This window comes from Enterobacter sp. J49, assembly GCF_002148625.1.
GTDB lineage: Bacteria > Pseudomonadota > Gammaproteobacteria > Enterobacterales > Enterobacteriaceae > Enterobacter > Enterobacter ludwigii.
In genome coordinates, this window is sequence record NZ_MWPY01000035.1 from 1 (window position 1) to 13,958 (window position 13,958).

Annotated in this window: 11 protein-coding genes, 1 tRNA gene and 3 rRNA genes; 5 read left to right on the forward strand and 10 right to left on the reverse strand. The window is 52.2% G+C overall.

All coding sequences use genetic code 11. From position 1 onward, the window contains the following. The 4 genes from BJP35_RS16220 to rrf (BJP35_RS16235) all read left to right on the forward strand — a co-directional run. Nucleotides 1–104, forward strand: a 23S ribosomal RNA gene (locus BJP35_RS16220); the annotation flags it as partial. Nucleotides 105–167: 63 nt separating this feature from the next. Next, a 5S ribosomal RNA gene (rrf, locus tag BJP35_RS16225) occupies nucleotides 168–283 on the forward strand. A gap of 14 nt (nucleotides 284–297) precedes the next feature. Beyond that, a tRNA-Thr gene (locus BJP35_RS16230) sits at nucleotides 298–373 on the forward strand. Nucleotides 374–416: 43 nt separating this feature from the next. Then, a 5S ribosomal RNA gene (gene rrf / locus BJP35_RS16235) occupies nucleotides 417–532 on the forward strand. A gap of 103 nt (nucleotides 533–635) precedes the next feature. Here rrf (BJP35_RS16235) and BJP35_RS16240 read toward each other — a convergent pair. From BJP35_RS16240 to BJP35_RS16270, 7 genes are all read right to left on the reverse strand, one after another. Continuing rightward, entirely contained in the window at nucleotides 636–1,394 is a 759-nt protein-coding gene (locus BJP35_RS16240; RefSeq protein WP_047743810.1) for an amino acid ABC transporter ATP-binding protein, read from the reverse strand. Between the two features lie 7 nt (nucleotides 1,395–1,401). Beyond that, nucleotides 1,402–2,505, reverse strand: coding sequence for an amino acid ABC transporter permease (locus BJP35_RS16245; protein ID WP_047743809.1), 1,104 nt, complete (start codon nucleotides 2,503–2,505; stop codon nucleotides 1,402–1,404). A gap of 9 nt (nucleotides 2,506–2,514) precedes the next feature. Beyond that, nucleotides 2,515–3,696, reverse strand: coding sequence for an amino acid ABC transporter permease (locus BJP35_RS16250; protein ID WP_047743807.1), 1,182 nt, complete (start codon nucleotides 3,694–3,696; stop codon nucleotides 2,515–2,517). Between the two features lie 67 nt (nucleotides 3,697–3,763). Next, entirely contained in the window at nucleotides 3,764–4,789 is a 1,026-nt protein-coding gene (locus BJP35_RS16255) for an amino acid ABC transporter substrate-binding protein (protein ID WP_014171877.1), read from the reverse strand. 487 nt (nucleotides 4,790–5,276) lie between these two features. Next, nucleotides 5,277–5,498, reverse strand: coding sequence for a lipoprotein (locus BJP35_RS16260; RefSeq protein WP_008502867.1), 222 nt, complete (start codon nucleotides 5,496–5,498; stop codon nucleotides 5,277–5,279). 303 nt (nucleotides 5,499–5,801) lie between these two features. Beyond that, nucleotides 5,802–8,915, reverse strand: a complete 3,114-nt coding sequence (locus BJP35_RS16265) for an efflux RND transporter permease subunit (protein ID WP_032680175.1) — start codon at nucleotides 8,913–8,915, stop codon at nucleotides 5,802–5,804. Between the two features lie 11 nt (nucleotides 8,916–8,926). Further along, nucleotides 8,927–10,066, reverse strand: coding sequence for an efflux RND transporter periplasmic adaptor subunit (locus tag BJP35_RS16270; RefSeq protein ID WP_025202897.1), 1,140 nt, complete (start codon nucleotides 10,064–10,066; stop codon nucleotides 8,927–8,929). A 383-nt stretch (nucleotides 10,067–10,449) separates the two neighbouring features. On the opposite strand from BJP35_RS16270, the gene envR reads away from it, so the two are divergent. Then, complete coding sequence (gene envR / locus BJP35_RS16275; RefSeq protein WP_020883496.1) at nucleotides 10,450–11,169, forward strand: acrEF/envCD operon transcriptional regulator; 720 nt, start codon at nucleotides 10,450–10,452, stop codon at nucleotides 11,167–11,169. Here envR and BJP35_RS16280 read toward each other — a convergent pair. From BJP35_RS16280 to fis, 3 genes are all read right to left on the reverse strand, one after another. Beyond that, the gene (locus tag BJP35_RS16280; protein WP_020883497.1) at nucleotides 11,073–13,166 is read right to left on the reverse strand and encodes a bifunctional diguanylate cyclase/phosphodiesterase; all 2,094 of its coding nucleotides are present in this window, start codon (nucleotides 13,164–13,166) and stop codon (nucleotides 11,073–11,075) included. The genes envR and BJP35_RS16280 overlap by 97 nt on opposite strands. A gap of 139 nt (nucleotides 13,167–13,305) precedes the next feature. Beyond that, the gene (locus tag BJP35_RS16285; RefSeq protein ID WP_020883498.1) at nucleotides 13,306–13,470 is read right to left on the reverse strand and encodes a DUF2556 family protein; all 165 of its coding nucleotides are present in this window, start codon (nucleotides 13,468–13,470) and stop codon (nucleotides 13,306–13,308) included. 180 nt (nucleotides 13,471–13,650) lie between these two features. Beyond that, a complete protein-coding gene (gene fis, locus BJP35_RS16290; protein WP_000462905.1) occupies nucleotides 13,651–13,947 on the reverse strand; it encodes a DNA-binding transcriptional regulator Fis in 297 nt (98 codons plus the stop codon). Nucleotides 13,948–13,958 lie beyond the last annotated feature (11 nt).

The window sequence follows — 13,958 nt, forward strand, 5'->3', positions numbered from 1 at the left end:
GTCTCCTGAAGGAACGTTGAAGACTACGACGTTGATAGGTCGGGTGTGTAAGCGCAGCGATGCGTTGAGCTAACCGATACTAATGAACCGTGAGGCTTAACCTTACAACGCCGAAGGTGTTTTGGCGATGAGAGACGATTTTCAGCTGATACAGATTACAGAATTTGCCTGGCGGCTTTAGCGCGGTGGTCCCACCTGACCCCATGCCGAACTCAGAAGTGAAACGCCGTAGCGCCGATGGTAGTGTGGGGTCTCCCCATGCGAGAGTAGGGAACTGCCAGGCATCAAATTTAGCGTGCTGATATGGCTCAGTTGGTAGAGCGCACCCTTGGTAAGGGTGAGGTCCCCAGTTCGACTCTGGGTATCAGCACCACTTTATACTTAGGTTAAAGTTCGGCAAGAAGTAAAAGAATTTGTCTGGCGGCTTTAGCGCGGTGGTCCCACCTGACCCCATGCCGAACTCAGAAGTGAAACGCCGTAGCGCCGATGGTAGTGTGGGGTCTCCCCATGTGAGAGTAGGGAACTGCCAGACATCAAACAAGTGAAGAGGCCATCCGAAAGGATGGCCTTTTTGCGTTATGTTTCCCGGAAAAAGTCAGACCCGGTAAGCGAAACGCCACCGGGCTAAGACACGCTTAATGGATCACTTGTGACAGGAAAGCCCGCGTACGTTCAGATTTAGGTTGTGCGAAGAACTCATCCGGCGGTGCCTGCTCAACGATTTCCCCACGATCCATAAAGATCACCCGATCGGCCACGGTTCTGGCAAACCCCATTTCGTGCGTCACACACAGCATGGTCATCCCGGACTGCGCCAGTCCAATCATGGTATCCAGTACCTCTTTCACCATTTCCGGATCCAGGGCGGATGTCGGTTCATCAAAAAGCATAATTTTCGGTTTCATACAGAGCGAACGGGCGATAGCCACGCGCTGCTGCTGACCGCCTGATATCTGGCCGGGAAATTTATTGGCGTGCTCTGCGATTCGTACCCGTTCCAGGTAGTGCATCGCCAGTGCTTCAGCCTCCTTTTTAGGCATCTTTCGTACCCAAATTGGCGCAAGCGTACAGTTCTGCAGAACGGTCAGATGGGGAAACAGGTTAAAGTGCTGGAACACCATTCCCACTTCCTGGCGCACCCGTTCGATGTTACGAATATCTTCATTCAGCTCGATGCCATCAACAACAATACGCCCCTGCTGATGTTCTTCAAGGTGGTTAATACAGCGAATGGTCGTGGATTTTCCGGACCCGGAAGGGCCACAAAGAACGATCCGTTCTCCCTGCTTAACCTTGAGGTTAATGTCTTTCAAAACATGAAACTGCCCGTACCATTTATTCACGTTTTCCAGCGTAATCATCGCGTCGGCAGGTGTCATAGTAATCTGGCTCATAATTTCCTCAGTGCGGTGTACGCCCGGTGTTAAAGCGCTTTTCCAGATGCTGGCTATAGCGCGACATGCTAAAACAAAAGATCCAGTAGATCAGAGCAGCAAAGACATATCCCTCGGTGGACATACCCAGCCAGGCAGGGTCAACGGTCGCCTGTTGCACGCTGCTAAAGAGATCGAACAGCCCGATGATGATCACCAGGCTGGTATCTTTGAAGAGGGCAATGATGGTATTGACCAGGCCCGGGATAACCAGCTTGAGTGCTTGTGGCAATATCACCAGTCCCTGCGTTTTCCAGTAGCCAAGCGCCAGTGATTCCGCCGCTTCGTACTGACCTTTAGGCAGAGCCTGCAGGCCCCCACGCACCACTTCCGCAACGTAAGCGGACTGGAAAAGGATGACCCCGACCAGGGCACGGATCAGTTTGTCTATCGTTGTCCCTTCTGCCATAAACAGCGGCAACATGACCGAAGACATAAACAGAACGGTGATAAGCGGTACGCCACGCCAGAATTCAATGAAAATAACGGAAAGCACACGTACGACAGGCATTTTTGAGCGCCGCCCAAGCGCGAGCAAAATACCCCATGGCAGTGCGCCGGCTATCCCAACGGACGCGATAATCAGCGTCAGCGTTAACCCACCCCACTGACGTGTTTCAACACGTTCCAGCCCCAGGAAGCCGCCATACAACAGCACCCAAACAATAATGGGATACACCACTGCCCAACAGGCAATATAACGCCCCCGATGAGGCAGTTTTTTCCAGAACATTACGGCGATGGAGAGCAGCCCGATGGCCAGTGCCAGATTAATCCGCCAGCGCTGTTCATGCGGATACAATCCATACATGAACTGGCCAAAACGCTCATGGATAAACACCCAGCAGGCCCCTGCTTTTGTACAGTCTGCGCGAGTGGATCCCGACCAGTTAGCCTGTAAAAAAGCCCAGTTCAGCAGCGGTGGAATTAATTCCCACATAAGCCACAAACATACAATTGTCAGCAGGCTGTTACTCCAGCTGGAGAACAGATTCTTACGCGCCCAGAGAATAAAACGGCCGCCTGTCGAACTGGCAGGGCGCGAGGAGTGCGACAGTATCGCTTTTGTCATCATAGATCCTTAGCGCTCGACCAGTGCTATACGACGGTTATAAAGGTTCATCAGCAACGAAATCACCAGGCTGATGATCAGATAAACAGACATTGTGATGGCAATAGTTTCAATGGCCTGTCCGGTCTGGTTAAGCACGGTTCCGGCAAACAGCGACACCATATCGGGGTAACCAATGGCGGCCGCCAGCGATGAGTTTTTGACAATATTGAGGTATTGACTGGTCAGCGGCGGAATGATGACCCGTAACGCTTGCGGAATAATGACCTGACGAAGCGTCACCGTATGGGGTAATCCCAGCGAGCGTGCCGCCTCGTGTTGTCCGTAAGGAACGGCCTGGATCCCCGCACGAATAATCTCGGCGATAAATGCAGAGGTATAAATCGAAAGCGCCAGCGTCAGTGCTGCCAGCTCAGGAATTAAAACCATTCCGCCCTGGAAGTTAAAGCCACGCAGCTGCGGAATATCCCAGTGAAGGGCGGCCCCAAACAGCCAGTGTGTCAGAAGTGGCAGGCCAATGATAAGGATGGCGGCGGTTGGCCAGGTTTTACGAAGCTGCCCGGTTTTGAACTGATGCTTGCGGTTATAGCGGAACATGGCGGCTGAGAGAGCAAGCGCTATTACAAGGGCGGCAATGAAGGCATACAACCCTTCACCCGACTGCGGAGAAGGAATATACAACCCGCGATTACTCAGGAAAAACAGATCAAGAGCATCAATAGCCTGACGTGGCCCCGGCAGGTTGCGCAGCACGGCAAAATACCAGAAAAAGATCTGCAGCAGCGGCGGGATATTACGGAACGTCTCAATATAAAAAGTAGACAGTTTGCGCAGCAGCCAGTTTTCGGACAAACGTGCCAGACCAATAAATAAGCCCAGTATGGAGGCAAAAACAATACAAAGTGCAGAGACCAGCAGCGTATTCAGTAAACCGACCACGAACACGCGTCCATACGTGTCGCCTTCCTGATAATCAATAAGGTGTTGAACAATGCCAAACCCCGCGCTGCGATCCAGAAAAGCAAAGCCGGAGGTAATACCGCGATTATTCAGGTTGGTTATAGTGTTATGGATGAGATACACGGCGATAAGAACAACCGCAATAATCGCAATAACCTGGAATAGCCAGGCGCGGACCGCGGGATGAGAAAAGGATAGCGATCCTTTTACGGCTGAGCGGCGATGGGACATAAAGAAACCTCGGTAACCATGACTCTGGGGCGGGCACTGCCTTAACAGTGCCCGTTACAGCAATGACTTAACGTACTGGTGGCGCGTACTGAATACCGCCGTTGTTCCAGAGATTGTTCTGGCCGCGTTTGATCTTCAGAGGGCTTTCCGATCCCACGTTGCGCTCAAAGATCTCAGCGTAGTTACCCACCTGTTTGATGATGTTGTAAGCCCACTTGTTATCCAGCTTCAGATCCTTCCCGAAATCGCCCTCTGTTCCCAGCAGATGAGCCATATCCGGCGTGGACGGTTTAGCGGCTTTCTCGTCGACGTTTTTCGAGTTGATGCCCATCTCTTCAGCATTCAGCATGGCAAACAGCGTCCAGCGAACAATGGAGAACCAGTCTTCATCGCCACGACGCACAACCGGTCCAAGAGGCTCCTTGGAGATCACTTCAGGCAGGACAATCCACTCCGCCGGGTTGCTCAGCTTAATACGCAAGGCGTACAGCTGTGACTGGTCAGAAGCCAGCGTGTCGCAACGACCGGATTCCAGCGCTTTGGCCGATTCATCGGAGCGATCGAATGTCACAGGGGTATATTTCATGTTATTTGCTTTGAAATAATCCGCGACGTTCAGCTCGGTATCGGTACCGGCCTGGATACAAACGGTCGCGCCATCCAGCTCTTTGGCGCTTTTCAGGCCCGCTTTATTGTGGGTCAGGAAACCGATACCGTCATAATAGGTCACGCCAGTAAATGCCATTCCCATGCCTGCATCACGGGAGGAGGTCCAGGTGGTATTACGGGAAAGCATGTCAACTTCGCCAGACTGTAATGCAGTAAAACGTTCTTTCGCCGTCAGCGGGGTATATTTTACTTTACTGTCGTCACCGAAAACGGCGGCGGCAACACCGCGGCAGACATCAACATCAATACCGGTAAATTTGCCGTTTGCATCGGCATAAGAGAAGCCAGGTAAACCGTCACTGATCCCACATTGAACAAACCCTTTCTTTTTAACGGCATCCAGTGTCGTACCCGCATGGGCCTGACCGGCTACAGCAAACAACATGCCCGCGGCGGCCAGGCTGGCTATCATCGTCTTTTTCATAATGCATCCTGTGTGGCGAAATTTATCGTTATAGAGGCGTTTTAAACGCTTTACCTGTCTGTGGCTTTGGCCAACGTTTATAAAGCAAACGTAATGCCAGGTTTTGCGCTCAACAAAATAAGTGACCAGTGAACGCATAATGCTGAGTGTAGACAGGGTTAAATAAAGAGAGCGCCCCGAAACGGTGCGAAATTACAACCTGTGCCACAAATCGGAGCAAAACTTTCAGCGGCTATACCTTAAAAAGAAGAGATAGTTTCTGGGGTGAATATTGGCAGGGTATTAAATATAATTAATATGTGAAAATCATCACGATAGAATATGTAATTTAACGTTGTGCATTAAAAATATGTGACTGTCCGCAGGATGAAATAAACAAGGTGGGTAAAGACAGGGCTATTTTTTTACTTATCTGAAAACGCTGCACTCTTTAAAAGCAAAAGCGCGGACAGAGCCGCGCTTTCTACACACATGATACGTTCTGATGTTACTTCGTCAGAGCAACGATACCCAGCGTCAAACCTGCCACTGCGGCAGCACCACCGGCGATAGCACCTGCTGTTTCCCAGTTGTCCTGAGTGGTGCCTTTCATACAGGTATTGGTATGAACCAGTCGGCCTTGATCGTCGTATACCGGTACACATGGAGAGTCGTGCGCGCATCCAGCAAGCAGCGCAGCGAGTAGTGCAACGGAAATGAATCTTTTCATGATGTTACCTCAGTATTATTTCTCATTCGCTATACAGCCAGGAGGGCTATTAACGAACTGGAGACTATTTTACCACCGGGATAAGGCAACGTTGCACGGGGAATAATCTCAAATTATGTTGTTTGTAAAAATCGTGGAGAAAAGTCGCTGTCAGGATGAATTAATGGAGAAAATATGAAGACGTAACGCGGCGTTTTTACTTAATGCAAATGGTTAACTATTAATGCTGTGAGTATGACATATCTAATTCATTGTTTATGCTAAAAATAAAAAAGGCACCTGAGGTGCCTTTTTTGAGAAACATTATTCTTTATGTTTCGTAAACCGGCGCCGGACAACCACAAAGAAGACGGGCACGAAGAAAATGGCCAGAAGCGTTGCGGAAAGCATCCCTCCCATAACACCTGTCCCGACAGCATTTTGCGCGCCGCTCCCGGCTCCTCTGCTGATGACCAGTGGCATCACGCCAAGGATAAAGGCCAGCGACGTCATCAGGATCGGTCGAAGGCGCATTCTGGATGCTTCCAGTGTGGCTTCAATGATCCCTTTACCTTCTTTATCCATCAGGTCCTTAGCAAACTCGACGATCAGGATGGCGTTTTTCGCCGACAGACCAATCGTTGTCAGCAGGCCGACCTGGAAATAGACATCATTATTTAACCCGCGAATCGATGCGGCGAGAAGCGCGCCCGTGACACCCAGCGGCACAACCAGCATGACCGAGAAGGGAATAGACCAGCTTTCATAAAGCGCAGCCAGGCACAGGAACACCACTATCAATGAAATGGCGTACAGGGCAGGTGCCTGGTTACCAGACAGTCGTTCCTGATAAGACATTCCCGTCCAGTCATGGCCGATACCGGAAGGCAGTTTTGCGGCGAGGTTCTCCATCAAGGCCATCGCCTCACCGGTACTTTTACCCGGCGCGGACTCACCGAGGATCTCCATCGAAGGCATTCCGTTGTAGCGCTCCAGGCGAGGCGAGCCATACACCCAGTGCGAGCTGCTAAAGGAGGAGAACGGCACCATTTCTCCGTTCGCGCTGCGCACGTAGAGGTTGTTGATGTCCCCTGGCAACATACGGAAGTGAGCGTCGGCCTGGACGTACACTTTTTTCACGCGTCCATGATCGATAAAGTCGTTCACATAGGTTCCCCCCAATGCCGTCGAGATCGTCTGGTTGACGTCAGAGAGGCTGACGCCCAGCGCCTGTGCCTTCTCCTGGTCGACATCCAGTTTGAACTGTGGGGTATCTTCCAGACCGTTAGGACGAACGCGAACCAGCAGATCGGGGTGCGCTTTCACCATGCCGAGCAGTTGATTACGCGCCTGGGTCAGTTGGGTATGCCCCAGGTTAGCTTGATCAATCAACTCAAAGTCAAAGCCCGTTGCGGTACCCAGCTCGATAATCGCAGGCAGGTTAAACGGGAACACGAGACCATCTTTAATCTGACTGAAGGCCTTTGTCGCACGCCTTACGATCGCCTCAACGCTATTTTCTGCTCCGGGACGCGCTTCCCAGGGCTTCAGGCTAACAAATGCAATACCGGAGTTCTGACCCTGACCACTAAAGCTAAAGCCGTTCACGGTAAACACCGATTCAACGTTAGCCTTCTCGTTGTTGAGATAATAATTTTGAACCTGGTCAAGCACCTGCTGGGTACGCATCTGGGTGGCTCCGGCGGGGAGCTGGACCATAGTCATAAATACCCCCTGATCCTCTTCGGGCAGGAAGGAGGTGGGTAAGCGCAGGAACAGTACAGCCATACCACCGACGATGATGACGTATACCACCAGATAGCGCCCGGTCTTACGCAAAATGCCGCTTACGCTGTTGCTGTAATGCTCCACGCTCCGGTCAAAGAGCGCATTAAACCAGCCGAAGAAGCCACCTTTCTTTTCGTGGTGATCGCTGGAAACGGGCTTAAGCAAGGTGGCGCACAGTGCCGGTGTCAGAATCAGAGCGACCAGCACTGACAGCGCCATAGCCGAGACAATGGTCAGCGAGAACTGACGATAGATGGCTCCCGTTGAACCGCCAAAAAAGGCCATGGGGATAAAGACCGCCGAGAGCACCATGGCGATACCCACCAGTGCGCCCTGTATCTGCCCCATCGACTTCTGCGTCGCCTCTTTTGGCGGCAGCTTGTCCTCAACCATGACGCGTTCGACGTTCTCAACCACCACGATGGCGTCATCAACCAGCAGGCCAATCGCCAGCACCATACCGAACATGGTCAGGGTGTTGATGGAGAAACCGAACGCCGCCAGAATCGCAAACGTACCCAACAGCACGACCGGCACCGCAATTGTCGGGATAAGCGTCGCCCGCAGGTTTTGCAGGAAAAGATACATCACCAGGAAGACGAGAATGATCGCTTCGAACAGCGTTTTCACCACTTCGTGGATAGAGATCTTCACAAAAGGCGTGGTGTCATAGGGGTAGACAACCTTCAGCCCCTGCGGGAAGAACTGCTGGAGCTGGGCCAGTTTGCTCTTGATGGCGGCGGCCGTGTCCAGTGCGTTTGCACCGGTAGCCAGCTTAATCCCCAGGCCGGTTGCCGCTTGCCCGTTGATTTTGGTGACCATATTGTAGTTTTCGCCACCCAGCTCAATGCGGGCCACATCTTTCAGATGAACCATGGATCCGTCCTGGTTCACCTTGAGCGTCACGCGGCCAAACTCTTCCGGAGATTTCAGACGCGTTTGTGCAATGATCGAGGCGTTCAACTGCTGCCCCGGTACTGACGGCGTTCCGCCTAACTGGCCGGCCGCTATCTGGTCGTTCTGCGTTTTCAGCTGATTAATCACATCCAGTGGCGTCAGCTGGTATTTGTTCATCGCGTTGCTGTCGAGCCAGATGCGCATCGCATACTGGGCACCAAACAGCTGCACATCACCAACTCCCGTGGTGCGGCTAATGGCATCTTTCACGTTAGACGCGACATAGTCAGAGATGTCATCCTGCGTGAGGTCTTTGTTATCGGAGACAAAGCCTGCGACCAGCAGGAAGCTGCTGCTGGACTTCTCAACACCGATCCCTTGCTGCTGGACCTCTTGGGGGAGCAGCGGCATGGCGAGCTGCAGTTTGTTCTGCACCTGTACCTGCGCAATGTCCGGGTCTGTTCCAGATTGGAAGGTCAGCGTGATGGTGACATTACCTGCGGAATCGCTGGTGGATGACATATACATCAGGTTATCGATACCGTTCATGTTCTGTTCGATAACCTGCGTTACGGTATCCTGCACCGTTTGCGCATCAGCACCCGGATACGTTGCGGTGATAGCCACGGCGGGAGGGGCAATGGTCGGATACTGCGCGATGGGCAGTTTGAGAATGGCCAGCCCGCCTGCAATCATCAAAATGATGGCAAGCACCCAGGCGAAAACCGGCCGTTGGATAAAGAAATTAGCCATGTCGTCGTCCCTTAACCGGCTGGAGTCGTGGTGGTATCAGGCGTCGCGACGACGGTAGCGCCCGGTCTGACTTTTTGTAAGCCGCTGACAATGACGCGGTCGCCATTTTTCAGCCCTTCCGTCACCAGCCAGCGATCGCCAATCGCCTGAGGGGCAACGACGGTACGTGACTCAACCTGGTTTTTATCGTTAACCACCAGAACGGATGCATCACCGCGCGGCGTGCGGGTCACGCCTTGTTGTGGGACCAGAATCGCATCAGGCTGTGTACCTTCATCAATGCGGGCCCGGACAAACATGCCAGGCAACAGCAGGTGCTGTGGGTTTGGGAAAATCGCGCGCAAGGTGATAGAGCCGGTACTTTCGTCGACCGTGACATCCGAGAACTGCAGCGTACCTTTCAACGGGTAGGGCTGACCATTCTCCATCACCAGCTCAACGGTGCTGGTGGCCTCTCCTTTTTGCAGGCTCGTCTGCTTCAGACGCATAAAATCACTGCTGGACTGGGTGACGTCGACATACATCGGATCAAGCTGCTGAACCGTTGCCAGGGCTGCGGCTTGCCCGTTGGTCACCAGCGCGCCTTCGGTGACGCTGGATTTACCGATGCGACCCTCGACGGGAGACGTCACTTTGGTATAGGCAAGATTAATGCGCGCGCTTTCAACGCCTGCCTGTGCGGCAACGACGCTGGCATCTGCTTGCTGCGCTGTCGCCACGGCCTGGTCGTATTCCTGCTTGCTGACATACTGCGTGCCAACCAGCGTGAGATAGCGTTTTACCGTCAGGTGCGCAATGTTAGCCGCCGCCTGGGCCTTCGCGAGTTCACCTTTCGCGTTGTCATACGCGGCCTGATAGGTGGCAGGATCGATCTGATAAAGTGACTCGCCGGCTTTTACATCACTTCCCTCTGTGAAGTTACGACGCAATATGATGCCGCTCACCTGAGGACGAACCTCCGCAACGCGAAAGGCATCTGTTCTGCCCGGGAGTTCGGTGGTGACAGCCAGAGGGGCGCTTTTCACTATATGCACGCTGACCTGAGGCGCCTGCGGATGTGGTGGTTGGTTTTCCTGACCATCGCATCCAGTGAGCAGTACCGCGCAGACAATAAAACCGGATAAGGGCAAACGTCTGAAATAATTCGTCATTACTGTTCCTTTAAAAACCCATGAACCGATATTTGCCGTGAATCGGTAGCAGGGCAGAGGGATAAAAATAAAATGTAGGGCGTATAATAATGAGGGTAATTAATGTTTTTTAATTTATAAGTGCGAATGAACAGGCCTTAAGCCAAAAATCAGAATCAACCCTGGTGTTAGCGGGGATATACTTCTGGCTGGTTAATCAGATAAATGGCATTTAACGTGGTTGAATTATTCATCTCATGAATTTAATTATATCTATGCATTTGTCTGAATTATTAATTAAGCGATTTGACTTTTTTTGTGCAAAATTAAAACGCAAAGTAGTGAATACTTTCGTGTACCTGACCCGTGTAAATATAAACCTTGTGAGTAACGAGTAGTCGTCTATGGCGCGTAAAAAGAAAGAAGAGGCTCAACAAACCCGTCAGCAGCTGATTGAAGCGGCTATCGGGCAGTTTGCGACGCGGGGCGTGGCGAACACGACGCTGACGGATATCGCGGATGCAGCAAATGTTACACGGGGTGCCATCTATTGGCATTTTACCAGTAAATCAGAAATATTTAATGCCATCTGGGAACAGCAATTACCGTTTCGTGACATCATTCGTGACAGACTTTCTCTTTCTGCGGGCAGCGATCCCTTGTTAATGCTTCGTGAGCAATTTATTGCTGCGTTGCAATATATTGCACATGAGCCTCGGCAATGCGCTCTTTTGCAAATTTTGTATCATAAGTGTGAATTTAATAGCGATATGATTTCAGAGTGTGAAATCAGAAAACGTATTGGTTTTAATTATGAGTCTTTACGTGCCACGTTGCAGGACTGTATTTCGCGGAACCTCATTTCGTCACAGGTAAATGTTGATCTGACCCTGATTGTTTTCCACGGTTTTTTCAGCGGAATCATCAAAAACTGGTTAATGAATAACAGCAGTTTTAATCTTTACCAGCAGGCTCCTGCGCTGGTCGATAGCATTCTGGCGACACTTCCTGTCGTGCGGGTGTCGCCTCATGAGGATGATTTTAGCTCAGCGCCAGGTAACATTTCCCCTTGCGCGCAGAGCGTTTCGATGGTCTGTGCACTGACCGGTTTGCCCAACAGATAGCCCTGAAGCGTGTTGCAGCCCAGCGCCGTCAAAAAGGTTTGCTGTGCTTCGGTTTCCACCCCTTCCGCCACGACTTTCAGATTTAGCGTTTTTGCCAGGGCCACAATCGCTGAGACAATGGTGGCGTCTTCGCTTTCACCGCTTAACTCTTTCACGAACGCTCTGTCGATTTTCAACTCACAGGCCGGCAGGCGCTTGAGATAAAGCAGGCTGGAATAACCGGTACCAAAATCATCAATGGACGCTTTCACGCCCGCGTCCGTCAGCTCTGTCAGCACGCGCACACTCTCATCCGGGTTGCTCATCGCCGTGGTTTCCGTCACTTCAAGGATCAGCATCTCCGGCGGTACGTTGTGACGCGTCAGGCAGTCGAGCACCGTTTTAACCAGTGAAGGTTGCTCAAACTGCAGTGTCGACAGGTTCACCGCCATCGACCAGTTTTGATGCCCCTGAAGGTGCCACTCCCGCAACTGACGGCAGGCCTCATTAAGCACCCAGTTGCCAATCGGGATGATCAGCCCCGTTTTTTCCGCCAGCGGCAGGAACAGGTCTGGCGTCAGCAATCCCTGCTTCGGGTGTTGCCAGCGCAATAGCGCCTCGAACCCAAGGACAGGACCCGCCGGTGCGTGGAATTTTGGCTGATAAAGCAGGCGCAGTTCATTACGATCGATAGCCAGCCACAGATCGTTCATCAACTGGAGATGGGTCTGCGCCAGGGTGTTCATGGAGGGCTGGAAAAAGTGATAACCGTTTCGTCCCATGTGCTTCGTGTGGTACATCGCCGCATCGGCGTTAAACATCAGCTCACGTTCGGTTTTACCGTCGTGGGGATAGAGCGCGATACCAATGCTAAGGGTTACCACCAGTTCATAGGGATCCAGATTGAATGGGCTATCGATAGCGCGAACCAGCGAGTTGGCCAGCGAGGCCGCATCATCCGGACCTTCTCCTTCAGCCAGCAGAACAAACTCATCACCACCGATACGGGCAAGGGTGAACTGACCCTTCAGGGGCGTGAGCAGGCGCTGCGTCACGGCGACAAGCAGTCTGTCACCGACATCATGGCCGTACGCATCGTTGATGGTTTTAAACCCGTCGAGATCCATGAACATCAGTGCAAAATGGGTGCCTTCACGGTCAGCTTTGCTGATGGCCTGATCGAGTCGGTCCTCCAGCAAAACACGGTTCGGCAGACGCGTAAGCGTATCCTGCAAAGCCAGTTGAGCGAGTTCGCGGTTCGCTTCTGCAAGGGATGAGGCCAGAAGAGAGGTCCGTGCCTGAAGGCGGGCATCCAGCATCGAGACCAGCAGCGTGATCCCCAGTATGGCGAGTGCGACGACGCTGACCAGTACTGCCAGCCAGCTGCCGTTAATACCTTCATGGTGTGTCATGGTCGACATGGGGAACTGAGCGGCTTTCATCCCGGCATAGTGCATACCGGCAATGGCGATCCCCATCGTAACGGCGGCGGCAAGACGCATCAGCGACACCTGAGATGCTTCATGCCGCAAGCGGAACGTCAGCCATAATGCGGCGAGCGAAGCCGCAAGCGCAATGACAACCGAAATGGCCACCCATGTTTTGTCCCAGATAATACCGGGAGAGACTTCCAGCGCCGCCATGCCGGTGTAATGCATCGCCACAATGCCACAGCCCATCACTAACGCACCGGGCAGCAGACGGCGCAAACGTAACTGCTCACAGCTAACGAGCCACAGCGCAAACAGTGACGAGCCCACGGCGATAACCATGGATAGCACCGTCAGGGTCGCGTTGTAGCGCATGCTCATGGAGAGGTCCATCGCCAGCATGCCGATAAAATGCATGGCCCACACGCCAATCCCCATGGCAATACCGCCGCCGGCCAGCCAGACGCGCGCAGCCACGCCCTGACTCCCGGCAACACGTGCAGCCATATTCAGCGCGGTATAGGCAGCAAGGATAGCAACAACAAAGGAGAGGACGACGAGGATATGGTTGTATTGGCTAACCAGCATGATCGGTTCTACTCGAGTGTGAAGTTACGCAGGCGCGGTTGAGAAGGGCGAGACATTATCATCGTAAGGTAACGGCTCAAAGGGATTTAAATCCCCGTTTTTAGTGGGTCTTAACAGTGAGTTTAGCGACGTCAGGCGGTTAGTCGAGTTCTGAGCAGTTCACTAATTTTAGCGGATTTACGGAATTCATATTGCGACACTTATCGGCTTCAGTGCTCATCAGTTCAATCCACTGCATCAGGAGCGCGTCGAAGAGGAAAACCGAGACAGCAAATACAACCAGCCACCAGTATTTACGAATCATACGTATCGTTCCGGGCGAAGAGGTTCAGTGAGGTGGTGGAAATATACACGAAAAGTTGCGGTTTAAAAGGGGGATAAACGAAGGTTTACACAGCCTTGACGGTGACAGGCGCGGGCAATAAAAAAGGCGCATCCCCATGCCAGGTAGCGCCTTTTTAAACAAGCATTTCGCTAACCGAAATTAGTTCATGCCGTATTTTTTCAGTTTCTTACGCAGTGTACCACGGTTGATACCCATCATCAGGGCAGCGCGGGTTTGGTTACCGCGGGTGTATTGCATCACCATGTCCAACAGTGGCTGTTCAACTTCAGCCAGTACCAGCTCATACAGGTCATTAACATCCTGACCGTTCAGTTGAGCAAAATAGTTCTTCAGTGCCTGTTTAACCGAGTCACGCAGGGGCTTTTGAGTTACCTGATCCTGAGAGTTAACGGTAGAAACGGTCAGTACGTCAGAATTTACGCGTTGTTCGAACATAGTTCTGTCAG